General features: G+C 38.5%; 26 protein-coding genes. 13 read left to right on the top strand and 13 right to left on the bottom strand.

The window, feature by feature from the left end; translation table 11 throughout:
• Window positions 1–231: 231 nt before the first annotated feature.
• Complete coding sequence (locus EHQ52_RS10415) at window positions 232–1,104, bottom strand: alpha/beta fold hydrolase (protein WP_135615119.1); 873 nt, start codon at window positions 1,102–1,104, stop codon at window positions 232–234.
• A gap of 90 nt (window positions 1,105–1,194) precedes the next feature.
• On the opposite strand from EHQ52_RS10415, the gene EHQ52_RS10410 reads away from it, so the two are divergent.
• From EHQ52_RS10410 to EHQ52_RS10395, 4 genes are read left to right on the top strand one after another with little or no spacing between them, the layout of a single operon-like run.
• Window positions 1,195–3,537, top strand: a complete 2,343-nt coding sequence (locus EHQ52_RS10410; protein ID WP_135615118.1) for an ATP-binding protein — start codon at window positions 1,195–1,197, stop codon at window positions 3,535–3,537.
• 22 nt (window positions 3,538–3,559) lie between these two features.
• The gene (locus tag EHQ52_RS10405) at window positions 3,560–5,071 is read left to right on the top strand and encodes a hybrid sensor histidine kinase/response regulator (protein WP_135615117.1); all 1,512 of its coding nucleotides are present in this window, start codon (window positions 3,560–3,562) and stop codon (window positions 5,069–5,071) included.
• Between the two features lie 18 nt (window positions 5,072–5,089).
• On the top strand, window positions 5,090–6,079 hold the full coding sequence (locus EHQ52_RS10400; RefSeq protein ID WP_135615116.1) for a phosphotransferase: 990 nt from the start codon (window positions 5,090–5,092) through the stop codon (window positions 6,077–6,079).
• A gap of 1 nt (window position 6,080) precedes the next feature.
• Entirely contained in the window at window positions 6,081–6,806 is a 726-nt protein-coding gene (locus tag EHQ52_RS10395; protein WP_135615115.1) for an NTP transferase domain-containing protein, read from the top strand.
• On the opposite strand, the gene EHQ52_RS10390 is transcribed toward EHQ52_RS10395, so the two are convergent.
• Window positions 6,803–7,531: a YqjF family protein gene (locus EHQ52_RS10390; protein WP_167492201.1), complete on the bottom strand. Its 729-nt coding sequence runs from the start codon at window positions 7,529–7,531 to the stop codon at window positions 6,803–6,805. The two genes, EHQ52_RS10395 and EHQ52_RS10390, sit on opposite strands and share 4 nt — an antisense overlap.
• Before the next feature lie 222 nt (window positions 7,532–7,753).
• Between EHQ52_RS10390 and EHQ52_RS10385 the strand changes: the two genes are divergently transcribed.
• Window positions 7,754–8,320, top strand: coding sequence for an RNA polymerase sigma factor (locus EHQ52_RS10385; RefSeq protein ID WP_135615114.1), 567 nt, complete (start codon window positions 7,754–7,756; stop codon window positions 8,318–8,320).
• Window positions 8,321–8,332: 12 nt separating this feature from the next.
• Entirely contained in the window at window positions 8,333–8,911 is a 579-nt protein-coding gene (locus EHQ52_RS10380) for an ATP-dependent Clp protease proteolytic subunit (protein ID WP_135615113.1), read from the top strand.
• Window positions 8,912–8,923: 12 nt separating this feature from the next.
• Here the strand turns inward: EHQ52_RS10380 and EHQ52_RS10375 are convergent, their stop codons facing one another.
• The 3 genes from EHQ52_RS10375 to EHQ52_RS10360 form a co-directional block, all read right to left on the bottom strand.
• The gene (locus EHQ52_RS10375) at window positions 8,924–9,535 is read right to left on the bottom strand and encodes a GNAT family N-acetyltransferase (protein ID WP_135615112.1); all 612 of its coding nucleotides are present in this window, start codon (window positions 9,533–9,535) and stop codon (window positions 8,924–8,926) included.
• Between the two features lie 34 nt (window positions 9,536–9,569).
• Window positions 9,570–10,469, bottom strand: a complete 900-nt coding sequence (locus EHQ52_RS10370) for a hypothetical protein (protein WP_135615111.1) — start codon at window positions 10,467–10,469, stop codon at window positions 9,570–9,572.
• A 711-nt stretch (window positions 10,470–11,180) separates the two neighbouring features.
• Window positions 11,181–12,521: a glucose-6-phosphate isomerase gene (locus EHQ52_RS10360; RefSeq protein ID WP_135615110.1), complete on the bottom strand. Its 1,341-nt coding sequence runs from the start codon at window positions 12,519–12,521 to the stop codon at window positions 11,181–11,183.
• Window positions 12,522–12,657: 136 nt separating this feature from the next.
• On the opposite strand from EHQ52_RS10360, the gene galK reads away from it, so the two are divergent.
• From galK to EHQ52_RS10345, 3 genes are all read left to right on the top strand, one after another.
• Window positions 12,658–13,821: a galactokinase gene (gene galK / locus EHQ52_RS10355; protein ID WP_135615109.1), complete on the top strand. Its 1,164-nt coding sequence runs from the start codon at window positions 12,658–12,660 to the stop codon at window positions 13,819–13,821.
• A gap of 86 nt (window positions 13,822–13,907) precedes the next feature.
• Window positions 13,908–14,327, top strand: coding sequence for an STAS domain-containing protein (locus tag EHQ52_RS10350; RefSeq protein WP_135615108.1), 420 nt, complete (start codon window positions 13,908–13,910; stop codon window positions 14,325–14,327).
• 10 nt (window positions 14,328–14,337) lie between these two features.
• Complete coding sequence (locus EHQ52_RS10345) at window positions 14,338–14,958, top strand: uracil-DNA glycosylase family protein (protein WP_135615107.1); 621 nt, start codon at window positions 14,338–14,340, stop codon at window positions 14,956–14,958.
• Here EHQ52_RS10345 and EHQ52_RS10340 read toward each other — a convergent pair.
• The 4 genes from EHQ52_RS10340 to EHQ52_RS10325 form a co-directional block, all read right to left on the bottom strand.
• Window positions 14,948–15,706: a helix-turn-helix domain-containing protein gene (locus EHQ52_RS10340; protein WP_135615106.1), complete on the bottom strand. Its 759-nt coding sequence runs from the start codon at window positions 15,704–15,706 to the stop codon at window positions 14,948–14,950. The two genes, EHQ52_RS10345 and EHQ52_RS10340, sit on opposite strands and share 11 nt — an antisense overlap.
• Window positions 15,699–15,980 (bottom strand): helix-hairpin-helix domain-containing protein, encoded by a 282-nt coding sequence (locus EHQ52_RS10335; protein WP_135615105.1) that lies wholly within the window; start codon window positions 15,978–15,980, stop codon window positions 15,699–15,701. The genes EHQ52_RS10340 and EHQ52_RS10335 overlap by 8 nt, the downstream gene beginning before the upstream one ends.
• Before the next feature lie 72 nt (window positions 15,981–16,052).
• Entirely contained in the window at window positions 16,053–16,628 is a 576-nt protein-coding gene (locus tag EHQ52_RS10330) for a hemerythrin domain-containing protein (RefSeq protein WP_135615104.1), read from the bottom strand.
• Window positions 16,629–16,740: 112 nt separating this feature from the next.
• Window positions 16,741–18,654 carry a B12-binding domain-containing radical SAM protein gene (locus tag EHQ52_RS10325; RefSeq protein WP_135615103.1) on the bottom strand — a complete coding sequence of 638 codons (1,914 nt, stop codon included), beginning with the start codon at window positions 18,652–18,654 and terminating at the stop codon, window positions 16,741–16,743.
• Window positions 18,655–18,936: 282 nt separating this feature from the next.
• On the opposite strand from EHQ52_RS10325, the gene EHQ52_RS10320 reads away from it, so the two are divergent.
• Window positions 18,937–20,565, top strand: a complete 1,629-nt coding sequence (locus EHQ52_RS10320) for a hypothetical protein (protein WP_135615102.1) — start codon at window positions 18,937–18,939, stop codon at window positions 20,563–20,565.
• A gap of 110 nt (window positions 20,566–20,675) precedes the next feature.
• On the opposite strand, the gene EHQ52_RS10315 is transcribed toward EHQ52_RS10320, so the two are convergent.
• The 3 genes from EHQ52_RS10315 to EHQ52_RS10305 form a co-directional block, all read right to left on the bottom strand.
• Entirely contained in the window at window positions 20,676–21,290 is a 615-nt protein-coding gene (locus tag EHQ52_RS10315) for a hypothetical protein (RefSeq protein WP_135615101.1), read from the bottom strand.
• 77 nt (window positions 21,291–21,367) lie between these two features.
• Window positions 21,368–21,739 (bottom strand): LipL41-expression chaperone Lep, encoded by a 372-nt coding sequence (gene lep / locus EHQ52_RS10310; RefSeq protein WP_135615100.1) that lies wholly within the window; start codon window positions 21,737–21,739, stop codon window positions 21,368–21,370.
• Window positions 21,723–22,787 carry a lipoprotein LipL41 gene (locus tag EHQ52_RS10305; protein ID WP_135615099.1) on the bottom strand — a complete coding sequence of 355 codons (1,065 nt, stop codon included), beginning with the start codon at window positions 22,785–22,787 and terminating at the stop codon, window positions 21,723–21,725. Before EHQ52_RS10305 ends, lep begins: the two co-directional genes overlap by 17 nt.
• A gap of 353 nt (window positions 22,788–23,140) precedes the next feature.
• Between EHQ52_RS10305 and nadA the strand changes: the two genes are divergently transcribed.
• From nadA to EHQ52_RS10290, 3 genes are read left to right on the top strand one after another with little or no spacing between them, the layout of a single operon-like run.
• Window positions 23,141–24,112 carry a quinolinate synthase NadA gene (gene nadA, locus EHQ52_RS10300; RefSeq protein ID WP_135615098.1) on the top strand — a complete coding sequence of 324 codons (972 nt, stop codon included), beginning with the start codon at window positions 23,141–23,143 and terminating at the stop codon, window positions 24,110–24,112.
• A gap of 5 nt (window positions 24,113–24,117) precedes the next feature.
• Window positions 24,118–24,600, top strand: a complete 483-nt coding sequence (gene ispF, locus EHQ52_RS10295) for a 2-C-methyl-D-erythritol 2,4-cyclodiphosphate synthase (protein ID WP_135615097.1) — start codon at window positions 24,118–24,120, stop codon at window positions 24,598–24,600.
• Window positions 24,573–25,064 carry a hypothetical protein gene (locus tag EHQ52_RS10290; protein WP_135615096.1) on the top strand — a complete coding sequence of 164 codons (492 nt, stop codon included), beginning with the start codon at window positions 24,573–24,575 and terminating at the stop codon, window positions 25,062–25,064. Before ispF ends, EHQ52_RS10290 begins: the two co-directional genes overlap by 28 nt.
• Here EHQ52_RS10290 and EHQ52_RS10285 read toward each other — a convergent pair.
• Window positions 25,061–25,492 carry a GNAT family protein gene (locus EHQ52_RS10285; protein WP_135615095.1) on the bottom strand — a complete coding sequence of 144 codons (432 nt, stop codon included), beginning with the start codon at window positions 25,490–25,492 and terminating at the stop codon, window positions 25,061–25,063. The genes EHQ52_RS10290 and EHQ52_RS10285 overlap by 4 nt on opposite strands.
• Window positions 25,493–25,538 lie beyond the last annotated feature (46 nt).

The raw sequence follows: 25,538 nt of genomic DNA, 5'->3' as shown, positions 1-25,538 counted from the left end.
AGGTCAGGCGGAATTAAGATTCCGCGTAACAATAGAATATAAAATTTTTTCGCGATTTTTTTAATTTTAGTTGTCTGTCTTTTATATTTCACAGATAGAACTTAAGAAGAGAAAATAGAAATAAGCTGCATTATGTTTTGTTAATAAATAATTTATTTCCAATGGCATAACGTCTGATGATTATCATTCTTCTCCCCAATTTAAGGGGTAGAACTCATCTAATATCCATCTTCAAAGCCAAGAATTGATTTTTTCGGCTACTTCTTTTGGTCTTTCCATGTGAAGAGCGTGTTTCACGTTTGGGATCCAGACCAGTTTGCTCTTCTTTAAATAAGAATGTAATTTTTTTACCATTGGAGGATCAGTGATCGGATCTTCTGTCCCAGAAATGATCAAAGTTTTTTGGGAAACCGCAGAAAGTTTTTTACCCAGAAAAATTTCCTTCTCTCTGTCCAGAGTATTCTCAGTTAAGAATTGATGTGCTAAATTATTCCACTGACTGAGCAGAGCCTTTTTCGCGAGACCACCCAATTCCGGAACATTCTCCTGATACAATGCCGTAAGAAGTCTTTCAATCTCTTCAGTTTTAGAAGGAAAAAGTAACTTCCTCATTTCGTCTCTTTGCGGATGCGGAATTCCACCAGGAGCAAGTAGCACAAGTTTTTGGATCCTTTTTTCTTTTTCAGAGTCGCGGATTGCGATCATCATCGCGATCAAAGATCCCATGGAGTGTCCGGCCAAAACCACATCGTTTAACGCGAGTTTGCGGATCGAATTGTAAAGAAGGTCCGCAAATACATCTACTTGATACAAATATTTCACTTTAGGTAGAGGACTTAACCCGAAACCAGGGATATCCGGGACTAAAAGATTGAAGTCATTTCGTAAAAAAGGAGCCAACCTCCTGAAACCTGTGGCAGAATCCAGAAGTCCGTGGATGAAAAAAAGAGTTTTGTTTGATCCTTGGGCAGAAGGTCTCTTCAAAAAGAAAATTTTGTGTCCACCAAGGTCAACTTGCAGGCGCTGAAATCCCAGCTCCTCCTCCATAAATCGAATTTTTTGCCTGGTATAATTTCGAAGAAAAAGTTCGTATACAAAATCCATAGATTGGGTCAATGATTCCCTCTCTAGCTGAATCTAGCAAGGAATCCAAATCAATTTTATGATCTGGAATTCCGATATTATATACAATTCATGAAGAACCGGGAATTAGTTCTACTCTTAGAAAAGGCCTTCTTTCCCGCCCAGGAAGGAATTCTAATCTTAGAGCCAGGAAGTTATAATATACTCGGCTCAAATCCTAAAGCATGTTCAATCTTAGGCTATGATTCAGAAGAACTAAAGAACCTTAGCCTCAGTAATTTACTAGCGCGCCCAGACAGCATCGGAAATTACGGGAGCGGAGCAGAAGAATTAGGCATCTCCCTTCTCTGGAATTTGAGAATGAAAAATGGGTCACTTCTACTCGCTGACTTTACGATCAATGCATTCTCGGAAACTCCAAACTCACCTTTAATTTTTCATATTTATCAAAGATCTGAGATCAGAGAGATAGAACTCAGATTATATTATTTACAAAGTATCTTAAGAACTCTTCGACTTTTAAAATTAAATCTTAGATCTCTTCGTTTGAGTTCTGAGAGTACACTCTTTCAAAAGATCTGTGATACTCTCAAAGAAAATCCTCATTATAGTTTAGTCTGGGGGTTTTATAGAAGAGAAGATGGGACAGATCAAATACTGATACAATCAGACCTAGATTCTAAATGGAGAAAAAATTTAGAAACCGCTTGGGAAGAAAAGAAAACTAAATCTCCTTTTGAAACTCTATTAGAAGGAAAGGAACAATTCCATATTTATGAATTCGGTTCTAATAAATATCCTGAATGGGAAGAAGCATTAGTTGCAAAAGATTTCAGAAGATCCCTAAGCTTGATCATTAAAGAAGAAGGTAAAATTATAGGTGGAATACAGATCATTTCCCGCGAGAATATGGCATTCGATTCCGGGGAAAATTATCTATATTTCGAGATAGTAGAAGATCTTCTTTCTTCTCTTCAATATTTAAGGATAGAAAAACAAAGAAGGGAAACTGCAAAAATCCTACAATTCCAAGGAGCACTCTTAAATTCCCTGGAAGTACCTCTTCTATCTACTGATGATGAAGGATTTATTACCTACGTTAATAATAATATCAGTGCTCTATTAGGAATTTCTAAAGAAGAGATTATCGGAGTCCAAGTAAGGGAACTTCTCAAATTAGAACCGGAAGCAATGGATATGATCCTTTTGGGGTCCAGAGCGGAAACAAGGATCACGATCCGAGGCAGACATGAGGTTCCGTTCTTACTCGCTTCTTCTTCCCTTAAAGATGATTATGGAAATAGGATCGGGACAATCTTACTTCTTTTAGATATTTCAGAACAGAAGAAGAATGAAGAGTTGATCCGTGCTTCCGAGATGAAACTTAGGAACTTATTCGCTTCCATGAATAATGGGATCGTAATCCTGGATCCTCAGGGAAAAGTTTTAGAAGTTGCCCCGATTTTAAAATTTTATTTATTCCAATTCCTAAATGTAGATGTGGATGATGAATTCCCTTCTCTTTTCCCAGAAGAAGCACAAAAAGGTATCCTAGTCAAATTAGAAGAATGTATCCGCACACAGAGAGCGGCCTATTTAGATTTTTCCATGGTATTATTGGGAGAAGAGGAAAATTATTTTTCTATAAAGTTCCTTCCGCTCAAAAAATACCAGGATATGCCTGTTGCTGCGATGTTAATATTCTCCGATGTGACCCAAACAAAGATCTTGGATAGACAATTGTACGAGACCGCAAAATTTGCATCTATAGGAGAGATCGCAGCAGGTATCGCTCACGAAGTGAATAACCCTCTTCAATCCAGTTTATTATATTTAGAAGATCTTTTAGAACATGAAGATCCAGATCCAATCGAAAGAAAAAAAGTTTATAAAAGAGTAGAAGGTGCTGCATTACGGATCAGAGATTTGATCAAAGGTCTTTTGGATTTGGGAAGAAGGGCCCCGAGAAAGAAGGAACTAGTTTCTCCATATTTTATTCTTTTAAGAGCCTGCGAACTCATCGAGGTGAGTTGTAAAAAGAATGGAATCGAATTGAAACGAGTTACTAATCCAGAACTTCCTCAGATCCATGTTGCTTGGCAGGAAATCGAACAGGTATTGATCAACTGTCTAGTAAATGCAGTTAACGCAATTTCCGAAATGGAACATAAACCGGCTATTCCATTGATACAAGTTTCCGCACGAAAAGAATTATATTTGAACGGAGAGATGGTGAGTTTTACCATTCAAGATAACGGTCCCGGAATGAACGCCGAAGTCGCAGAGAAAGCTTTTCTACCTTTATACACGACTAGAAGAACTAAACAGGGAACGGGACTCGGATTGACGATCTCTCAACGGATCATAACTGATCACGGCGGGACAATTCATTTGGAATCCAATCCGGGACAAGGTACCAAGGTCACTGTCCGAGTGCCTGTTGGAAAGGTATGATGAACTTATTCTTTAAAAAACGATGACAAGGGAAAGAAATCCCAACGTCCTGATCATTGACGACGAAGCGGAAATCAGAACCGCTTTAGAACGTGTAATCTCCAGAGAAGGATATCACGTTTTTCTTGCAGAAGATTTTGAATCTGCAATGACGATCGTGAGAGATCACGCAGTCGATATAGTAATTTCTGATATTCTAATGGGCGGAAAAGACGGGATCGAAGTCGCTCGAGAGATCAAAAAATACAATTCTAATATTCCAGTCATACTCATCACTGGCAACCCTCAACTTCATACTGCAGAAGAAGCTCTTAGAAACAGAGTATTTGATTATATTTCTAAACCTGTAAGCAGACAAAATATTTTAGCTGCGTTAGAGAATGCCCGCAAAGAAAAAGAAGATAGAGATAGAAAATCCAAAAAGATCATAAAAGCAGTCCGAGAGAAGACCCATTTTGCACAACAATCCAAAGATCTAAATTATCGTAATAGTCTAATTTTAGAAACTACCGGAGACTGTGTGATCACTTTAGACGAGGATCTTCTTATTCATGGAGCTAACGAAGCTACCATCCGAAATTTCGGATATGACGAGAACGAAATCGTAGGACAAAAGATCACACTTCTTATCTCTGATGAGAATATAGATGCGTATATGGAAAGGATCACTCATCTGATGAGCCGCAAATCCGATCATAATATCGCCAGATTACATAACGCAGAATTAGTAAGTAGAAGTGGAGAAAAATTTAATTTTGATATTTCTGTTTGTAGATATGAATTGAATGGAAAAACATATTATACTGGTATCGCAAGAGATATTACGCAGAAAAATATCATATCTGAAAAACTGATCGATGCGGAAAGAAGAGCGTTCTTAACTACGATCGCATCTAGCATTGGTCATGAGATCAATAACGCACTGACTGCTATACAAGGTTTTATAGAAGTAGCGAGACTTCCCGATGCGGATGAACCTATCAAAGATAAGGCAATCTCAGTCACCTGGAATCAGATCACTAAATTAAAGAACCTGACTTTTAATTTACTCCAATTGGGTAAACCAGGAGATTCAGGTAGAGACAAAGAAGATTTGGATCTAAACGAAGTTGTAGAATCTGTGATCGAAGTTTTTAGAAAGACTACTCGTTTAAAATATTGTGAAATAGTATTTGATAGAAGTCCTGATAAAACGCCTGTACATTCCAACGCAGACCAATTGAGTCTTTTATTCTCTAATATCTTTTTGAATTCTGCTGACGCGACAGAGAATAAAGGAAGAATAGAGATCTCCGTTGGAGAGAAGAACCATCATCCTATGGTCAAGATCAGGGATAACGGGGTCGGGATGAGCAAAGATATTTTGAATAAGATTTTCCAACCTTATTTCACTACTAAAAAAACCGGCCAAGGTACAGGGCTTGGAATGTTCGTAGCGAAAGAGATTGCTGACGTATTTGGTATCCGAATAGAAATCGATTCAGAGCCGGAAAAAGGTACCGAATTCCGCTTGGTCTTTCCGGACAAATTGTAGAACTAGCCATACGTGGCTATGAACGAAGTTTTAAGTGAGATAGATTTTCGCTTCCTCGCGATAGATGGAAAGTTTCCAGAAAAAATTGACTCACTCAATCCAGAAGCTTCTGCACGCAGATACTATCGTGCAATATATCCTGATGGAGCCACAAAGATCTTATGTAAGGACCAAGTCTTCCAACATGACTTTCAGGAAGTGGGACATTTTTTAGAACACCACGGTTTCAAGGTCCCTAAAATATATAAAACAGATGTATTCAATAAGCTAATGCTTCTTTCAGACGAAGGAGATTCTGACCTAAGCTCCATCCAAGAAGATGCAGAGTACAGAACCTTCTTAGTAAAATCTATAGAATTATTAGTTTCTCTTCAAAAGACCAGACCAGAACCTCCAGTTTCTACTCGTGAATTCGACTATGAGAAGTTAAATTTCGAGAATAAGTTTACGTTTTCTTCATATATTAAATTTTCTGAGATGTTTAAACTTAGGACAAAACTCAGACCAGAGGTAGTTTTTTTCTTAGAAGAGTCTTCTGGGTTTTTAGCAGAATATAAGGAAAAGGTATTCTGCCACCGGGACTTTCATGCTCGAAATATTATGCTCTCCCCTACTGGAGAATTGACTCTGATCGATTTCCAGGATGCAAGAATGGGAACGCCATTTTATGATATTTCCAGCTTGTTATACGACGCCTATAGACCGATCCCATTTGCAATGAGACAGGGACTCTTTTTGCTCTTCTTAAAACTAAGCGATAACAGATTTAAAAAACCAAGAGAATGTTATTATCTACAATGTCTGCAAAGATCTTACAAGGCACTTGGATCTTATTTTATGTTAGTTGCAGAGAAGAAGCAGGACAAATACAGACAAAGTGTATTAAACTGTTTAGATAATCTATTAGAGATCGTACAAGTAGGACTTTTCCCGGACCAATTGTTTTTATTCTTTCATCTACTAAAAAAAGAATTATCACATAATACTCTATTCTTGGAAAAACTTTAGAATGAAAGCATTCTTTCCATGCGCAGGTTTCGGGACCAGAATGGGAGAATGGACAAAAGTTCTTCCTAAACCTCTTTTAAAAATAAATAATATTCCTCTCATCTATTACTCTCTATTTCATGCTAAATCCTGGGGAGTAAAAGATGGGCTCCTAAACCTACATTATCTAGGAGAAAAGATACAAGAAGAACTTAAAGGTTTTAAAGACTTTCAGTTAAACTTCTCCACAGAAACTCCTGAAATTTTAGGAACTGGTGGAGGAATTCGTACGGGAATCGAAAGATTTTGGAATTCGAAAGATAAATTCTTAGTTTTAAATCCTGATTTTATTCTTTTTCCGGAATCAGGTTTTAATCCTTGGCCGAGCCAAGAAGAACAAAATAAATTCGATTGTATATTATACTTATCTAAAATCCCTGAAAACGCGACCTATACTGGACTTAGTTTACATGACGACATGGTCAAATTTACACCGGGGGGATATTTTTATCTGGGACTTTCTTGGATGAAAGCAGAATGCCTTTCCGATCTGGAACCAAATAAATCTTATGATCTTGCAGATACATTTCGTAAACTTTCCGCCAAAAATCGTCTAGGCGGAAAAATTTTCGAAGGCAACTTTTTGGATCTAGGAGAAAAGCAGTTTTATGAGAAATATAAAGATACTGATTTTTCAGATCGTCTCGTGAAAGATTGGATAGAATTTAAAAACAAAATTCTATCTTAAACTTTTTCTAAACCCCAAGTCAATACTTCTATCTTCTTGGAAAAGTGATAGAGTGGTTTTATATCCGGAAGTCGGATCCCTTCTAGGTCAGCCATTGTATTCTGCAAAATGTTAGCTTCCGCTTTTTGTAGAGGCCAAGGCTCATGCAAGATTTCACATCTATATAAAGAATTTTTATTATTAGCATACAAACAATATCTTTCAGTTAACCAATAATCCAAACTCCCCTTCTTTGCTAAAAAGACATCTGAAGTCGGTCCGTATTCTGCCTGGAAACAAAATCTATTCTTGGAAGAAGTTCTTTGGGATTGATAGTAAATCCTATTTTCTTTTTCAATAACTTTGAAATTCGCCAGATAATAAGGAAGATGATAGAATGCCCTCGCAACTTTCACTGCAAGCCAACTCTCTGCATCTAAACTGAAAAAATATACTCCTGGTTTTCCATCTATAGTAACATACACTCTAACGTTAATTTCAGGAAAACGAGAAGCGATCGGCATTACTGGTAAACCTCTCATTCTAATCCCACTCATATGAAATGGCACTACTCCAATCCAAGTTTGGTTTTCAAAGGTATCAATTTCTAAACGTTTAGGAACAAAAGGTCGGATCATAGAAACTGGCAAAGGCCAATGAACGAATAATAGATCATGCCAAATCTGTTTCATTCTCCAACCTGCTTTAGGAACTGGCCAAGGTCTATGTTCAGAGCTGATTCTCATTTCTTAAATTTTTCCTTCCTTTCCAATTCGGTCTATTCAATACTTTCACACAGAGACCACGGAGCACACAGAGATAGAATACTAAAAACCTCCTGTAGGAGCTCCTACATCTAGGTCCAGAGTAGAATTTCCTGAATCTAGACCAAGGTCAGTAGTCCCGAAAATGCAAAAATAGTTTAGATCCGTACACCCCAAAATGCAAACTGGGACCCTCTAACAGATATGCGCGATTTTAAAGTACTAGTCACAGAAGCTTCCAAGGGAGAAGAACCGGCTTGGACGGAGTTAATGACCCGTTTCGAAAAATACGTCAGTAGTCAGGCTATCAAAAGGATCCGAGACCAATCCAAGGCAGAAGATCTAAGCCAAGAGGTATTTTTAGAAGCTTGGAAAGTTCTTCCATCTCTCAGGCAGCCGGAGGCGTTTCCGTTCTTACTCAGAAGGTTAGTACTGAAACATTCAGATCGTATCTTAAGAAAAAAAGATCTTCTTGGGACTGAATTAAATCCTGAGATCACCAAGGCTGCTCCTCGTTCTGGAGATACTTGGAGAACAGAAGTTTTAGAAGCGTTAGACGAACTTCCAAACGAAGAGAAACAACTGTTAAATCTAAGATATTTCGGTGAGATGAGCTACGAAGAGATCACTGAAAAAACAGGGATCCCAATCGGTAATTTAAAAAACCGTTTGAGAAGAAGTAGAGAATTATTACGTAGACAACTTTTGAATAAATCAGACAGAAAAGATTGGTTGGAGGTCCTACATGGACCTATGGCAATCGCTTCCTGATCGGAGAATAGAATGACTGATACTTTAGTAGAACCAATCCAATTTCCGGGACTCCGCATGGAGGACAACCAACTCAAAGAAAGGAAAATTTTTCTTTGGGGTCAGGTGGATGATTCTTCCGCAAAATATGTTGTGGAGCGTTTATTATATCTTTCTAATCAAGATCCGGAAAAGGATATCACACTTGTGATCAATAGTCCTGGAGGTGCAAACACTTCTGGTATGTCTATTTTGGATACCATGGACCTGATCCCAAATGATGTGAGCACTGTTTGTATGGGACTCGCTGCAAGTTTTGGCGCATTACTTCTTCTTTCCGGGACAAAAGGTAAAAGATTCGCATTCCCTCATAGCAGGATCATGTTACACCAACCTCATGTTCCAGGAACTTACCAAGCAAAGGCAACTGATATCGGAATTTTTGCTTCTATGATCGAAAGAGATAAGAAGGAGATCAATCGTATCGTTTCCGAAAGAACAGGCCAGCCCTTAGAAGTTGTGGAAAGAGATACAGATAGAGATCTTTGGCTCACTCCTTCAGAAGCACAAATTTATGGTGTGATCGACGGAGTTTCGGAAAACTGGAAATAATATTAAATTTGTTTAAACCTGTGGCTTTCCCAGTTTAAACAAAAGATTTCCTCTTACTGTGGGCCATTCTTCTTTCGTAATGCTATAAACAACGGTATCTCTTAAGGTGCCGTTTTTACTAATTCGATGATTTCTGAGTATCCCGTCTTGTTTTGCGCCTAATCTCTCGATCGCTTTTCTGGATGATAAATTCATAATATGTGTCCTGAATTCTACTGCGATACAACCTAAAGTATCAAATGCATGTTCCAATAGCAAAAGTTTACATTCTGTATTCACAAATGTTTTTTGGACTGATCTAGGATACCATGTCGCTCCTATCTCTAATCTCCGAGCATCCTTTTCTATATTCAAATATCTGGTAGTTCCTAAAAGTTTTGAATCTTCTTTTCGGATCACAGCAAATGGAAGAGAAAGTCCTGCTTCTTGTTCTTCTAGTGCTTTTTGGATCCAGGCACTCATTCTTTCCGGTTCAGGAATATTTGTATACCAAAGTTTCCAAAGTTCTCCATCATGTAGGGCTTCTGTCAGTCCATCTATATGTTCTAAACCTAGAGGCACAAGTTCTACACGATCTCCAGAAAGACGTATAGGTTTAGGAGGATAATAAGTAGATTGTATCATAATTACATAATATAGAAGATATTACCTGTCTGATCTATAATTTCAAATAGCCAGACAAACACCAAGCACAAACTTCTTCCGTGAAAGGTAGATCTTTTGCTTTTGCGACGACATCAGCAGGAACAGTATGAAAGAAGATCCTATCATCCACTGTCCTTCCGCAAATCTTACAAACTGAAATTTTCCAAGGAGAAATGGTTTCTCCGTCTTTCTCCGCTTGAGAATGGAATCGGAAAGGCCGAACATCTTCGTCATTTTCCAGCTTGGTCCTGAGAGAAAGAATTTCTCCATCAAAACCAATCTCTAAGCGGAAGACATGTTCTCCTTCCATTGTATCAAATCTAAGAAGGTTCGGATCCAATCCTATTTCCTTAAATTGTAATATAGCTAATGCAATCCCTATCTCTCTGCCTTCTTCGTCGAAAGGGTAATCTTCGTAATATTCTGAAAGATCTTGGTAGGATTTTGCTCTGGAAAGATATTCTGTTAACGCTTCTTCTGCTTCAGAAGTAATTGGAGCTAAATTTGCGATCTCTAAAGAAACTCCTGAGCCGGAGTGATGGATCGTGGTCCTAAGTATGGAACCTTCCTCTTTTAATCTGTTTCGTAATTTTAATGGATCGGAGAAGTCCCAATTTGTCTCAAATTCAGCTTCTCTTTCGGTGAATGATTCGGAACTAAGAGGATCCCAGCCCTTCTCCATATAGTAGGAATTCCTACAATTTTCTTTGAAGGCCATTTCGAGCAGGGAATAAATGAGGGAAAGAGAAGGAGGAAGAATATCAGTCTTTTGGTAATATTCCAAACAGAATCGGAGATAATTCTCCACGTTGGATTTATAATATTGGGAAAGTACCACTCCATGAAGAACGATCTTTTTTCCGAGTTCCATCCCTCGGATCAAACGTTCCTTTTTGGCTAATTCTATTTCCATCCGCTTACGGAGTTCTGGCTCCCCGCAAAAGTATCGGAAGATTAAAGTCTCTGTCTGCCTTTTTTTATAGATGTGAGATTGAAAAAGAAACCGGTCCCGGGGAAGGCCTAAGCCCAAAACCTGGGACCGGCTAAATTGGTGCTATATTGGATGGGAAAATATTACGATGTGATCTCCGAAAATTCTATTTTGAGCGCAAAACAAGGCAACGCTTGGCTGAAAGCGGAGTACGACTAGGGTCGATCTTGGCTTTCGAACTTTAGATTAGGAGATAGATGGTGGAGGAATATTCAGCAGATGCTGAGATAATAATTTATTGTGTAGAAATTGAAACCTATCCTGGCGGGAAGGATTTGAGTTAGAGAGACCTGGAGTATTTATCTTAGAAGTTAAAAAATCTCCCCAAACCGTTTCCGAAGGATCGGAGGTTTCGGCGAGATCGCTTAATTCTTCTATATCAGTCTCTTGTCCGATGATTGTTTGTGATTGGTCGGACTTCTTCCCGGGATAAGGGCTGTTGGATGGTCCGGAATGGAGAAAGAATAATAGAGTAAATAGGGCTAAGGAAGCCGAAACGAACCTTAGTTTTTTTCCTCTTAGGACCATACTGAATCTAATCCGAAACCTGAACGAATCTCTGTCAAGCTTTTAGAAAAATCTTTCCGAAATGATAAGTGAAAAACCGATCAATTCCAAAATGTTTCTTTTTGCTTAGACTCCTTTTTGACGAAGGGATTCTCTTAAATTTTCAAAACCTGGTTTTCCCAGTAATGCGAACATATTTTTTTTATAAGCCTCTACTCCAGGCTGATCGAACGGGTTTACACCTAGCACATTCCCCGAAACTCCGCAGGCTAATTCAAAAAAATACATCATTTGGCCTAGGCTTTTAGGTCCGGTGTCCGGAAACAAAATCTCCAAACATGGTATCCCGCCTTCCGAGTGTGCTACTAAAGTGCCAAGAAATGCCTGTAAGTTTACTTCTTCCAAGTTCTTAGAAGCTAAAAAATTCAGACCATCCAAATCATCTGAATCCTTAGGAACCAATACCTTTCCACCAGTACTTTTGGAATAAAGAACAGTCTCGAAAATATTACGTTCCCCTTCCTGCAAATATTGCCCAAGAGAATGTAGATCAGTTGTCAGTTCTACAGAAGCAGGAAAAATTCCCTTACCTTGTTTGCCTTCACTTTCTCCGAATAATTGTTTCCACCATTCGGTCAAAGTACGGATAGAAGGATTATAATTTGCGATCACTTCTATCTTCTTTCCAGATCTATAAAATAGATTTCTGTAAGCTGAATAAATACATGCAGTATTTTTATGAGGAGAAGTTTCCGAGATCAGAAAGTCTGCAGCCTCAGAAAACCCTTCCCAGAAAGAAAATATATCCACTCCAGAAGCAGCAATTGGAAAGAGACCAACTGGCGTTAGAACTGAATATCTTCCACCTACGTTATCCGGAATCGAGAAGGTTGTAAATCCCAACTCTTCCGACATTTTTCTTAAAGCACCTTTAGAACTATCTGTAGTGGCGACTATTCTATCTTTTGCTTTTGCACCGTATTTTTTTTTGGCAAGATCCCAAAGTAAACGAAATGCCAAAGCGGGTTCAGTAGTAGTTCCAGACTTAGAAACCACATTGATAGAAAATTCTTTATTCTCTAAATATTCTAAAAGTTCTGAATGATAACGTGCATCTAAATGATGTCCCGCATAAACGATCTCGGGTGATCCTAAACTTGGAGTTTTGAAATAAGGTTTAGAAGCCTCGATGACCGCCTTAGCTCCTAAATAGGAACCTCCGATCCCTATCACTACGATAGTCTCGGATTGTTCTCTAAGTCTTTGTGCTTCAGAATGAATTTTATCTAATTCTGCTCTTTGGATCTCTTGGGGAAGTCGAACCCATCCTAAAAATTCGGAGCCAGGGGATTTTCCGGAGAGAAGATTTTGTAAAGCAATGCCTGACTCTTTTAATAAGAGATCATAGGTTTGACGATCTGCAAACTCCGAGGCAAATCTATCGTTTATTTCTAAAGAAAAGGCCATCGGTCTTCCTCAAAATCGGACATCCGAGACAAATTACTTATGTTAATTGGAATAGCAAGGAAAAACGAAACAATTCAATGTTCTAATTTTCCAAAATCCCTTGTAAGTATTTAAGTCTTAGATTTTATTTTCCAGAATGTCTCTTTCTATCCGAGAGAATCTTTCCTCTTCTCTTTCCCATACTTTTCCAGAAGCTCCTGGCCTAGGTCCAATTCGTTTTTTCTCCGCGCCAGGGAGAGTGAATATTATAGGTGAACATGTGGATTACGCAGGTGGTCTGGTATTTCCTGCAGCAATCGATTTCAGAACGCACTTTGCTATTCGGACAAACGGACTCGGGACTTTCAGATTGTATTCCTTGGATTTCAAATCCGAATTTGTAACAAAAGAACTTACCTACTCAGAAGAAAAACCTTGGGCGAATTATATCTTAGGAGTCATCTCAGAAGCTCTTAAATTAGGCTTAAAGATAGAAGGTTTCGATCTCGCTTTTACAGGAAACATTCCCCAAGGCGCTGGACTTTCTTCTTCTGCAGCTGTAGAAGTTGGGGTAGCATTTTCTCTGTCTAAAATTTTCGACTGGGAAATTACAAAGGAGAAGATTGCAGTACTCGCTCAGGCCGCGGAAAATCATTTTGTAGGTGTTAACTGTGGGATCATGGACCAATTCGTGATCGCAGTAGCAAAACCTTCTTCTTGTATTTCCCTGAATACAGAAAGTTTAGAATATTCTTATCACAATATAGATCTTCCTGGTTATGAATTTTATCTCATAGATTCGAATGTTCCACATAGTCTAAAAGAAAGCGCATACAACGACAGAAGAAAAGAAGTAGAATCTGCGACTTCAAAATGTAATAAAATTTCTCCAGAGGTTCAAACCTTAAGCCAAGCAGACTTCTCTCTAATCGAAAAAGCAGGATTAACTCCGGCCGAATTTAAAAGAGCCACTCATATTTTAGGAGAAAGATCCAGAGCCCAAAACGTTATCCGCTCCTTAAAGGATAAAAATGCAGAGAAGGTAGGAGAAGAACTTTACTCTTGCCATGAATCTCTCTCTAAAAACTTCCAAGTCTCCTGTGAAGAAACAGATTTTATAGTAGAATGGTTCCGCTCTGAATATGCATTAGGGGCTAGAATGATTGGAGGAGGATTTGGAGGTTGTGTCCTAGTTCTAGACAAAGAAGGCAGATCTTCTTCCTTATTCTCCAAATTCGAAAAGGAATATTTCCAAAAATTCGGACTAAATGCAAAGATCTATAAATTCTCTATCTCAGAAGGTGTAAGAGAAGATATTTAGATCGTTGAAAAATGGGATAAAATCCTTGCAGAAACGGCTAGTAATTCGATAGTCTTCGCATTCGGTAAAAATAAGCGAACAACATTATGGCAGATACTCCTTGGAACCTGGACAGTAAAGATTTTGATCATGATGCACCCGAGTTAGGTGTATTTCTAGATCAGGACAATATTCCGGAAGGTCTTCCTAAGGAAGCAGTCGTTGTAAAAATTTCTGGTGAGATCAATTTATACTCAGCCCAGATCATGAAAGAAAGATTCTTTCATCTACTCGATCGAGGATTTATTTATCTTCTAGTGAATATGGAAAATGTGAAATATATAGATTCTTCCGGACTGGGAGTTTTTATGGCGACACATTCCAGACTAGTAAAGAGCGGCAAGGGTGGAATCGCAGTCTTCTCCCCTTCTTCTCAAGTGAATAAAATTTTAGAACTTACTAAATTAAAAAGTCTGATCCGAGTAGGTAGCACTTCCAAAGAGGCTTGGAAACTTTTATCACCTTGATCCGTTTCGGATGAACGATTCTCAAAAATTCAAAAAACATATAGAGACATTACTTCATTGCAGACTTTGTCCTGACATGGTGGGCAATCCTGTGCAAGGTGGAATTCCTGGCGCAAAAATTATGAGCATAGGCCAGGCTCCCGGCATCCATGAAGAAAAATTCGGAAAACCATTCGCATACACCGCGGGTAAAACTTTATTCAAATGGTTTTTATCCATAGGGATAGAAGAAGAAGTTTATAGATCTAAGGTAAATATGGCCGCGGTTTGCAGATGTTTCCCAGGCAAAGCAAAAAGTGGAGATAGAAAACCAAATCCTTCCGAAGTAGAAAATTGTTCCAGATATATACGTTTCGAAGTTGAATTCAATAAACCTAAACTCATCATTCCGATAGGAAAACTCGCGATCGATCAATTGGTAGAAGATAAAAAATACAAATTGGATGAGGTTATAGGTAAGAAGTTTAAGAAAAACTATTATGGAGTGGAATTGGATTGGATCCCTTTACCTCATCCATCCGGCTTAAATGTTTGGAATCATTCTCCTGAAGCTAAGATATTGATCGCAAAATCCTTGGATTTAATCAAAAAACATCCTGCAGTCAAAAGAGAATTCTTTTCTAAAAATTAGGATTTAATCCTACGCTCGCATTCTCCCGAAACCACTGTTTTGGACTAAAGCCAGTTTTCTTCTTAAATTCACGAATAAAATGTGCCTGGTCATAATAACCCGCCTCTAAGGCGAGTTCAGTAAGATTGGAAGAAGAATTATAAAATCTGAATATATTCCTAAACCGGACAAGTCCTGCGTATTCTTTCGGACTTAATCCTACTCTGGATCTGAAACCTCTTTCTAAACTGCTTTGGCTCACACCCAGATCTTCCGCTAAACTCTTGATCCCAATTTCTCCGAGCGATGATTTGATCCTAAGCACTGCTTCTGGTAAAAATTTTTCCTTTTCTTCTTTTATGGGAAGAAGGTTCCGAAATTTCTCCAGCCCCTGAGATGCCTCCTGTCCTTTCCAATCCGCTTCTTCACAATCTGCTATTAATCCAGAGATCATTTCTTTAGAAAACAGATCTTCTAAAGATAAACTTGAATCGCTGATCTGGTCCATCGGCACAGAGATCATTCTGGAAAGAACTAAGGGAGAAATATAAACCAAAAGTGATTTTGTATTTTTTTCAGAGATGAATGTTCTTGGTCCTCTTAAGATACCAGTGATCCCTGCCTTGGCAAGAGCCTTGGACTGTTTGCCCGAAGCTAAAGAAATTTTTCCCTTGGTTTGGACTCCAATTACGCATTCTTCTCCCGGAAGAACTGTGTAAGTTTCGGGAGATTCTTTATGGGTCCAGGAAATTCGGATCAAATCAGACAAGCTGTTTGTCCTTCCAGAACCACCATTTCATTTTTTCTGGTTCAGGATCGGAAGTCCCAGAAACATATACTGCACAACGAAATACGTACAGCATACATAGATCAACATGACCACCTTGGTATTCACAAATTTCTTGGTATAATTTTTCAGGGTCTAGTTTAGCAAGTTCTGCTTTACTGCGAACTCCCAAATTCCAAAGATCTTCTGCGATTACCTTTCCCACTCCAGGAAGAGTGCGAAATTCTTTTAATACCTCGGATTTATCCGACTTCATACAAAGATCTTATAGGATATCAGTCCAAAAATCAAGTGAGTTATATGGTTTATAATAAACCAATACCGAAGTTCAGGAGAAAGTTTTTAACATTTCCTCGAATCTATTTTTGATCGGAGTAGGAACATTTGGAATCAAATATTTGGCCCAAATTTTAAGTTCATCTCCACCCAAAGAACTCATGATCTCTTTTTGGTGATCATCCAATTCAGCATCTGAAAAGTACACATGTAATCTAGTTTGGGTTTCCTCTTCTTCTCTTGTCATATGAGAAAAATAATCTGTTTGGAAACGAATTAACTTTGTGTAAAAATCTTCGGATAAAACCTGCGCCTGCTCACCTTCTTCTTTGATCCTATCTAAAAGTGATTCTAATTCTTTTATTTTTTCTTCCAGATATTTATGTTCTTCTTTGTCTTTCTGAGAAGCTTGCGGGTCTTTTTCTTCCAAATGTTTAAGGCTCACTCCTTCTTCGTCTCTCGCGTGAATTTTTAACATTAGAAAGATCTCTTTTCCTAATTCTAAAAGTTGGAGTATATCTTTTGGATCGGAATAATCAGTTCGTCCTGATTCTTGCACAAATTTTGAGATCCCATAACGAATTGCTTTATGAGGGAAATCGTATACTTTTTTGCGGTTGTTCAACATTCTATTCTCCAATAATGGAAAAATCCTAACAGTAAACTAGGCAGAAAAATTGTATAAAATCGTCAGAAGTTAATTTTTTGAAAAAATTGCTGCGGCGTTTTAGTTTAGTTGATCACTTCTCAGAATAACCTAAAATTTCCCAACACCAGCGTTTTTCTAAAACTCTATCTGCAAATGTTACAGATTCAGGATCTGCATTTTCTTTTAGGACTTTCCATGCGGCCGAGTTCTCGTTTTTAGAAATGATCCTTGCTCCTGGAAATTCTCCCCCAAGCTCTGCTGATTTTTGGACTGCTTCTTCCCATTCCATTTCTTGAAAAACAGGAATATATTCTCTAATTTCAGAAACCCATTCTAATGGGAAAGAAACTCCATGAGGAAGAACAAGAACGATCCTATGAAGCATATTTTCACCACGATGAGCGAGTGTGCGAGAAAGATAAGATGCAGGGACCTTGGAAAATTCTTCCATAATCTCTGTAATTAATTCAGGATCAAAAGAAGTTTTAGGATACAAAACCAGATCAGTGACTGCAAAAGGATCTTTGGCAAATCGATAATTTAATCTATCAAAGAATTCTTTTTTAGATTTTTCTAAATTATCTCCTCTCCACCAAATAGAAACATGTCTTGCACCTGAGATGGAAAAATCTTCTAATCCGAATTTTTCTGCGAGTCCTGGAGAAAAGGAAAATATATCTGCAACTGAGGGATCAGGATCAGACAAGAGACTTCGAGGAGTTTCATCCAACCTTCTATCCAATCTATCTTCTGAACGGAATAAAGTAGAACTAAGAGCTTCTGCACTGAAATTAGGAGTTCGGATCACTCTATAAGGAGGTTTAGGAAGATAAACCAGACCTTCTGACTCTGCATCTTTTCTCATTGCAGTTCCAGGCAAAATAGATAACGGAAATACTTGGACCCATTCTCCTAGTCCATGTCCATAAAAGAATTCGATCCCTTCCATCACATCGTCTGGAGTATCTCCAGGGAGCCCGATGATCAGATCTAATAAAAGTTCAATTCCTCTATCAGCCAACATTCTCGCTGCTTCAGCAACCTTCTCCGGACTTCCAAAACGTTTCACACGCTTTAAGGTTTCCTTATTGATGGATTGCATTCCTAATTCGATCCGATTGAAACCTGCTAATGCAAGTTTGTCTGCGATCTTCTCAGTAATTCCTTCAGATCTTAATTCTCCGAACATAGTCATGGATCTGTCTGAGTTTACATCTATGATTGCATCTAAAAATTCTTCGAAACCAGGTCTATGATTGAATGTTGGATCTAAGAATACTAATTCTTTGGCGCCTTTATCTTTTAAATTAGCAAGAAGTTTGATCGTCTCAGGAATATCTAAAGTTCTTAATACATTACTACTCTTAGGATAAAAACAATACGTACATTGAGATCTACAGCCTCTTACGGTCTCCAAGTAAGTAGATCTTGCCGGATCCACAGGCACAAATCCCTGAAGATATGGAGAAGGATAACTCGTCAGTGGAAAGGAAGCATTCTCCTCTCTGGAAAACATTCCCATCTTTCCATCTTGTTCTCTGACTGCGATATTCGGTAATTTTCTTGGATCTTCTTTTTTAAGAAGTGTATCCATAAGAGCAAAGAATGTATGCTCTGCTTCTCCGGAGACTGCTATATCATAACCTGTTTCAGAAAGAACAAACGGATTGTCTGGATTTACTTCAGGTCCACCAATTAAGATCTTAGTGGATGGAGATCTACGTTTTACTTCTTTTGCGAGATGAAGGCTTCTTTCAGTATTCCAAAGATAAAGTGAGAAGCCCAAAAACTCAGGCTCATCTTTTGCAATCCTATCCGCAAGCTGGCTATCACCTTCTTTATCAGTGATATCAGGATCCAGAACTTCTAGCTCCAGACCTTTTTTTTCCAGGCCATTCTCCCGAGCAGATACAGCTAAACATCCCGCGGCCAAAGGAACATTTCCAGTAGCTGCAAAGGCCGTAGGGGGCGGAACAGGCAATTGTACTAGCTTTAACTTTGCCATAAGAAGTCTTTGAGTACAAAACTTTAGACTTCTCCGGTTTCTACAATCTGGAAATCGGTAAATTTTACCTGCTTTTAAGGCATTTTCACCTATTCCCGTTATCGCTAAATCTATCTTAAACGCTCGGATTATATTTTAGAAAAAATGAATAAAACTACTTATTCGAGCGATATACAAAGCTTCCAATCTATGATTATATGTGTCCCCGATTTGTCATTTCCAAGGAATTAACAATTTATTTCCTAACGATTATTCAAATCCGTTTGAATTTAAGGAGCATTTATGCGTTCACGTATTATTAGCGCAGCTTTATTGGTGCTAATTCTTTTACCAATTATAGAGAACTGTAATCCCCACGAACACGAGAGTGAGAAGGAAGTTTCCTTTCTTTCAGGTCTTTTATCCTCAGCTAAAAATTTGAGTTCTACTCATACACATTCCGTAAGTGCGCAAGATGTGATATCAGGAATGTCGGCACAATCAAATTGGGCTTGGTGCCATAAATGTAACGGACTTTTTTATCGTGGAGCGGATCAGCCGAATAGTATCTGTCCCAGAGATAATAAACCACATGAAGCAATACTAAGTGGAAACTATGTAATTCCTTATCTGAGTAACGGACAGCCAACTCCATCCGGATACCAAGACCATTGGCATTGGTGTAGAAATTGCCAAGCTATTTGGTATGATTCTCCAGGAGCGCCTAACGTTTGCCCAAACGGAGGAACGCATAATGCTACAGGAAGCGCTTCTTACGTTCTAGGTTTGACTTCTACTTCTCCAAACTCCCAACAAGATGGATGGAGATGGTGTAACCAATGTGGAGCTCTTCATTACGGACCTTATGTTTCTCAGAGTATGTGTCCTGCGACTCACGGAAATCATAGTACCTCTGGAAGTGGAAATTATTACGTCGATTTCCAACCCAATCAAATGATCACAATGAATCAAATGGAGTTGGCTCTTTCTGTCGAAACAAGTAGTGGAGGTTATACGGGAGGGTTCTCTGCCGCAGGACAAATTTTAGCACAATCCATTTACCCTGCGCCGACGAATCCAATACCTTATTATCCTCAAAACTTAGGTGTCCAAGGTATAAAAATCGCAAATGCGCCTGATCGAGGGCTTAGCTATATTGCGTATTCGAAAGGAAATATAATTCGTTTTGCTTCTGCTCAACGGAATCAAATTACTCCTGGGAATTTTCCTAAAACAGATTTGCCAGCAAGTAATTTTACCTTCTCTACATTATCTTCTTTCGGATTCGTTTATTTTAAAGGGAATTTTTATCTAAACTACTCAGATACGCAAGGAAATCAGGCTATTTATCGAAGTAGCGATTGTATCAGTTGGACTTACTTAACCTCGTATAGTGGAGCGGGTGCTTATAATTATACTTTATCGGCAGTAGTAACAGGTGCCGGTTCAGCGGCTGAAAAAATCTGGGCTACTTTTGCGGGCCCTGGATTAAATGGAGTTAGGATTCGAACAAGTACTGACGGTTCTAATTGGAATTCTAGTTATTACTATTACGATAATAATGGCGGAGATGCATCTTCTGCTCAGCTTGCCGCATTATCGAATGGAGAAACAATCCTAGCATTTATGCGAGGAGGTGTCGGAAGTGTTCCATTACAATATGTGACATCTGTATCCGGAACTTTTCCGAATTATACCTCAAACATATTTCCAAACAGTCCGAGCTCAAATGTCTTTAGGGAAATTGATATTGTAAGTACAGGAACCAGCTCAGATGTATTTCTTACATATATCGATTCCGGTTCACAAAGCACTGCATATTTGAAACGGTATAATTTACAAAACGGGACCGAATTACAATCTACTACGTACACTGCCCCTTCAGGTGGAGTTTTCCAAAAACCTTCTGTGAATTTAATTCCTATATTCTAGGATCTGATTTGGCCCCGAACTTCTCGGGGCCAAATTTTATTCAGTATATCACATGAGAATATAGAACGGATCCATAACTAAGGATTTGTGTTCAGAAAAAAGAAGATCTTTTACATCGGATCCAAAATCTCCATTCGAGTCCGAATAATGCTAGGTGGCAGAATTAAATTTCCAAGTGAAATAATGGCAAGAAAGATACTTACTCCTACCTGGCTTTCAATTTCGTTCGTAAGAACAATTTTAATTTCAGTTTTCTTTCCTTGCTTGACTATAACATTCTCGCAATCGTATTTTTCGATAAGATCCGTTTTTACAGAGCATCTCTTTGTCACATCTTTTGCTGCTTGGCCCTTGATAAAGATCGCTTCTAATTGGAACGAATGAGGAAAATCAGACCCATTGCCTGAAAGTATCCCTGAGTATATTCCCTCTGGGACCTTCAATTCAATCGACTTGCCCCTTTCTATAGTAACGGTTCCATCGGAATGTAAGGTCTCGCAAACATTCGATCCAAATTCTAAGAAGTATTTTCTTTGCGAAAGACATACTCTGGAGAGTTCGATGTAGTTGATCGGAATATACGTATCATTTTCGAATTTAAACGAGATAGTACCTAGATTATTTCGCTCTAATATCTTCTCATCATGGTAAACAAACTGATTCAAAGAACAATTAAAGAAACCAATAATCAGGATCGTTCTGATCAAATTACGGAGAAACCCCATTCATCCCCCGATCATAATTAGTCCAAAGTTCATTATGAATAACGAATATACTGAAAGTTTAACGATCTGCGCAGGATTTATCCCTCAGTCTCTGCTCTTTTAGGAGCGTGTTGTTTACATTCCTGAAGATCTCTAAACTTCTCCTTGGATAGCTCGCATTGCACTTGGAGTAAACTTTTATTCTCCACACAACTTCTGATAATCGCTTCGCTGGTTTCAGGTTTTAACACAGATCTTAACATCAATGCTTGTACACCTTTTTCCATAGTTTCATCGTTCGCGATCAGTTTAGAAATATGGATCTGAGCATCTGAACATTCTTCCAAATTTGGTTTCGTTCTGCTGCAATCTGACAAGAAGAGCGCACTACATAAAAGAAAAGCGGACGTCATCCGCCCGCTTTTCTCGAAACCGAAAGAAAGTTTTACTTTCTTATTTTTCAGTGTCATCAACGGCAGCAGCCGCTTCTACACGTTTACGAAGTTCTCTTACGTAGTTCTTGTCAGCTCCAGTAAGTTTCATTGCTTCTTCGTAAAGTTTGATTGCTTTTTCAAAGTCGCCAGCTTGGAAGTAGTAAGTTCCTAGGTTTGTTTTTGCTCCCCAAGACTTTCCACCAGCTTTTTTATCTGCTTTTTCCCAGTTCTCTTTTGCTTTTTTGAAGCTAGGAGTTTCTCCAGTGATCTCTTGGTATCCGTCGTCAAGGTATCCTGCAACTTCAGGATCTTCGTCGTCTTTGAATACTTTGATATACTCAGTTTTAACTTTTGGAGAAAGTCTGTCTTTGATATAAAGAGCAGCTTCGTCTAAAGCTTTTCCGAAAGAGTCAAGAACAGAAGGGCAATCTAAGTTACCAACTCCTGCATCAACTTTTGCAGGGTTAGAAACTACAGCTTTTTTAACTTCTCCAGTTTCTACTTTGATTAAAGTAGCATCTAGAGGAATAAGCATATAACGGATACCAGTTTGTTTGCTAACAGAACCACTTCCAGTATCAACTTGTTTTCCAGTCGCAATAGAAGCGATTACTCCTACTCCTTTCAAAGCAGCAGCGCCAGTATCAAACATCATCTCGCTTCCGCACTCAGTGTATGGTTTTTGATAACCGATATGTAGAATTGCCTCTGCACCTAATTGGTTTCCGAGTTTAACACGACTTTTAGTAATTCCGGTAAGAGTTAAAGAAGCCTCATTGATAGAGTCAGCTCTTTTGCTCAGGTCGATCAGTTTGTAATAAGTTTCCTTGTCAAAAGCTTCAAAAACTTTAGAAGGCATTTGGTCGATAAAGCTGGAACCTGCTCCGAAAACGGTTTCCCAAAGACTTTTTTGGGGTTTTTCGACTGCTAATCCAACATTGCGGATAGAGCCTAGGAATTTTTGAAGCTGGCGTCCCTCTTTTGATTTAGGAAAAACAGGGTATTCGACTTCAACTTTTTCGCCGCAGTTGGAAACCGAAAATGCAATAGCTCCTGCGAGGAGCAGAGCAGAGATTTTTTTCATTGGGTTAATACCAATCCTTTATGGATGATTTTTAGGAATAACTTCGTATTTGTTCCGGTATTTCTTTTTCTGTCAATTTATTTTAAGAACCCGTCCCAAGGGCCGGGTTCTTGAAGCCCAAAACTCAAATTTTCTAATAACCTTTGTTTTGTTACGGACTATAAGATAGGGTCGGTCAGAGGCAAAAAACTTGGGGTCGCTGGAATGGATGACAGGTTTTGGGAGCCGAACAGATTATAAACACTTGCAAAACCTAGTTCCTTCGGCAATTTTACATTTAGGTTGCCAGACTCCTAAATCTAAGAGTCGAAATTAAAAAAGAGATAGAACCGCCTAAACTTGGCAGGGGGCCCATGAAAACCATAGAGGACATTCGAAAATCCCTGAAATCCACTTACATGGAACATGAGATAGAGGAAAAACTTCCTCTCATCCAGGAGATCAACCGTCTCAAAAAAGAAAAAAACGCAGTACTTTTAGGACATAATTATATGACCCCGGATGTTTTTCACGGGGTTTCGGATATACTTGGAGATTCACTTTACCTGAGTAAGGCTGCTGCGGAAACAGATGCTGATATTATCCTTTTTAACGGGGTCCATTTTATGGCGGAGACTGCAAAGCTTATGTCTCCGGAGAAGAAGGTACTGATCGCTGATCTAAAAGCTGGCTGTTCCCTCGCAGAAAGTATCACTAGAGAAGATGTTAAAAAACTAAAAAGCCAGCATCCTGGAGTTCCAGTAGTGACTTACGTTAACTGCACTGCAGAAGTGAAAGCTGAAACTGATATTTGCTGCACTTCTGCAAACGCTGTCCAAATCGTAAATTCTTTGGATAGCGACACAGTTATATTTCTTCCTGACGAATACCTTGCTGGGAATGTACAGAAACAAACTAATAAAAAGATCATCTCTTTTCCTGGACGTTGTATGGTGCATGAGATGTACACTGCAGAGGACATTCTTTCTGTCAGAAGACAATGGCCTGGAGTCACAGTCATCTCCCACCCTGAATGTAACACTGACGTGGTAGAAGTTTCCGACTTCGCTGGATCCACCTCTCAAATGTCTAAATATATTCGCGATTCAGGAGCTAAGGATGTATTCTTAGTCACTGAATGTTCTATGGGAGACAATCTCAGATCTGAATTCCCGGATAGACAATTTGTTTCTTCTTGCAGGACCTGTCCTCATATGAAACAAATCACATTAGAAAAAATTAAAGATGCACTTCTGTACGAACAATTCGAGATCAAATTAGATCCTGAAATCGTAGAAAAAGGAAGAATGGCAGTCCAAAGAATGCTGGAAGTGAGTTATAAGTAACTTAAATGTTCAGAATAGGACAAGGACTAGACTTCCATAGACTGGAAACTAACGATTCTCGCCCATTGATCTTGGGCGGGGCCGTAATTGATTCAGAATATGCTCTTATCGGACATTCGGATGCAGATATCGTAATACACGCGTTAGCTGATGCAATTCTAGGGGCAATGGGACTGGGAGATATTGGACAGTATTTCCCAGATACTGACCCTTCTCTCAAAAACATGGATTCTAAATTGATTCTGCAAAAAACTTTGGATCTTGCTAAAGAGAAAAATTTCAGTTTAGTAAATATTGACTGTACTTTAATTGGAGAAAGACCTAAAATTTCTCCTCACAGAATTAAGATACAATCCTCACTTTCTGATTTATTAGGACTTCCAGAAGATTGTGTTTCAGTAAAAGCGACTACTACCGAAAAAATGGGAGCCTTGGGCAGAACCGAAGGATTGGGCGCAAGTTGCGTGGTACTTTTGCAGAAAAATTAAAACCTTCTCATAAAATCGCGATCAAATGGACCGCTATTTTATCCATATTCATTACAATATTCTTATATATTCTAAAAGATCCATATTTAGAAACTTCTGCTTATCTATTAAGAAGGGAAGTAATGGAAGAATTACCTCTCGGTAGTTCTAAACGAAAAGTAATGGATTATATCAAAAGAAAAAATCTGGACTTGGTTGGTTTTCATCAAGGACAATTTCAAGACGATCCGGAATATGTTTCCGATATAATGGTATTCACCAAAAAAGGAACAGTCCAATCCAACGCATTCCATTGGATCCCTACCGAGAGTAGTTATATCGAAGTAAATTTGGGAATGTATATCAATATGAAAGAATTCAGATTTTGGAAAAAACCTTTTCCATTGAGAGTAAGATTATACTTTTTATTTTCAAATCAACAATTAGTGCAGATCCGAGTGATCAAGAAATCGTTCCCTTTTTAGCGAACCTTCTCCATTAAGATCGCGTCCTCTCCCGGTCCATAATAAGATTTCCTTCTTCCTGATTCTATAAAACCTAATTTAGTATATAACAAAATAGCAGAAGAATTTAAATTAGAAACTTCTAAAATAGTTTTGGGAAATAGATCGCATAGTTTTTTCAGAATAGATCCTGCCTCTCCCTTTTTTCGTTTTTCTGGAAGAATTCCGATCCGTAATAATTCTGAAAAATCAATTAGATCCATATAAAATACGAAACCTGTATCTTCTTTGATCCAAGCCGGATGATTTTCGATATGACTTTGGATAGAATAATTGGACCAAGAAGAACTTCCAAAAACCGCTTTCTCCATTTGGATCAGAATTTGTAAATCTTCAGGCCGGACCATTCTCCAACCTTGGGGCAGATCATTTTTTTTTCCCAGATCCAATCCATTTTCTCCTTGCGTGAGGCGGGATCTTCCATACTAATTAACG

This window comes from Leptospira koniambonensis (assembly GCF_004769555.1).
GTDB lineage: Bacteria > Spirochaetota > Leptospiria > Leptospirales > Leptospiraceae > Leptospira_B > Leptospira_B koniambonensis.
This window is presented reverse-complemented; position numbering and strand designations above follow the sequence as displayed.

Excerpts from the sequence above, each read along its gene's own strand:
- EHQ52_RS10400 (WP_135615116.1), top strand. The coding sequence starts at position 5,090 with ATGAACGAAGTTTTAAGTGAGATAGATTTTCGCTTCCTCGCGATAGAT.
- EHQ52_RS10405 (WP_135615117.1), top strand. The coding sequence starts at position 3,560 with ATGACAAGGGAAAGAAATCCCAACGTCCTGATCATTGACGACGAAGCG.
- EHQ52_RS10375 (WP_135615112.1), bottom strand. The coding sequence starts at position 9,535 with ATGATACAATCTACTTATTATCCTCCTAAACCTATACGTCTTTCTGGA.
- EHQ52_RS10305 (WP_135615099.1), bottom strand. The coding sequence starts at position 22,787 with ATGAAAAAAATCTCTGCTCTGCTCCTCGCAGGAGCTATTGCATTTTCG.
- EHQ52_RS10360 (WP_135615110.1), bottom strand. The coding sequence starts at position 12,521 with ATGGCCTTTTCTTTAGAAATAAACGATAGATTTGCCTCGGAGTTTGCA.
- EHQ52_RS10415 (WP_135615119.1), bottom strand. The coding sequence starts at position 1,104 with ATGGATTTTGTATACGAACTTTTTCTTCGAAATTATACCAGGCAAAAA.
- EHQ52_RS10345 (WP_135615107.1), top strand. The coding sequence starts at position 14,338 with ATGAACGATTCTCAAAAATTCAAAAAACATATAGAGACATTACTTCAT.
- EHQ52_RS10410 (WP_135615118.1), top strand. The coding sequence starts at position 1,195 with ATGAAGAACCGGGAATTAGTTCTACTCTTAGAAAAGGCCTTCTTTCCC.
- EHQ52_RS10395 (WP_135615115.1), top strand. The coding sequence starts at position 6,081 with ATGAAAGCATTCTTTCCATGCGCAGGTTTCGGGACCAGAATGGGAGAA.
- galK (WP_135615109.1), top strand. The coding sequence starts at position 12,658 with ATGTCTCTTTCTATCCGAGAGAATCTTTCCTCTTCTCTTTCCCATACT.
- EHQ52_RS10315 (WP_135615101.1), bottom strand. The coding sequence starts at position 21,290 with ATGGGGTTTCTCCGTAATTTGATCAGAACGATCCTGATTATTGGTTTC.
- EHQ52_RS10385 (WP_135615114.1), top strand. The coding sequence starts at position 7,754 with ATGCGCGATTTTAAAGTACTAGTCACAGAAGCTTCCAAGGGAGAAGAA.
- nadA (WP_135615098.1), top strand. The coding sequence starts at position 23,141 with ATGAAAACCATAGAGGACATTCGAAAATCCCTGAAATCCACTTACATG.
- lep (WP_135615100.1), bottom strand. The coding sequence starts at position 21,739 with ATGACACTGAAAAATAAGAAAGTAAAACTTTCTTTCGGTTTCGAGAAA.
- EHQ52_RS10370 (WP_135615111.1), bottom strand. The coding sequence starts at position 10,469 with ATGGAAATAGAATTAGCCAAAAAGGAACGTTTGATCCGAGGGATGGAA.
- EHQ52_RS10350 (WP_135615108.1), top strand. The coding sequence starts at position 13,908 with ATGGCAGATACTCCTTGGAACCTGGACAGTAAAGATTTTGATCATGAT.
- EHQ52_RS10390 (WP_167492201.1), bottom strand. The coding sequence starts at position 7,531 with ATGAGAATCAGCTCTGAACATAGACCTTGGCCAGTTCCTAAAGCAGGT.
- EHQ52_RS10335 (WP_135615105.1), bottom strand. The coding sequence starts at position 15,980 with ATGAAGTCGGATAAATCCGAGGTATTAAAAGAATTTCGCACTCTTCCT.
- EHQ52_RS10330 (WP_135615104.1), bottom strand. The coding sequence starts at position 16,628 with ATGTTGAACAACCGCAAAAAAGTATACGATTTCCCTCATAAAGCAATT.
- ispF (WP_135615097.1), top strand. The coding sequence starts at position 24,118 with ATGTTCAGAATAGGACAAGGACTAGACTTCCATAGACTGGAAACTAAC.
- EHQ52_RS10325 (WP_135615103.1), bottom strand. The coding sequence starts at position 18,654 with ATGGCAAAGTTAAAGCTAGTACAATTGCCTGTTCCGCCCCCTACGGCC.
- EHQ52_RS10320 (WP_135615102.1), top strand. The coding sequence starts at position 18,937 with ATGCGTTCACGTATTATTAGCGCAGCTTTATTGGTGCTAATTCTTTTA.
- EHQ52_RS10380 (WP_135615113.1), top strand. The coding sequence starts at position 8,333 with ATGACTGATACTTTAGTAGAACCAATCCAATTTCCGGGACTCCGCATG.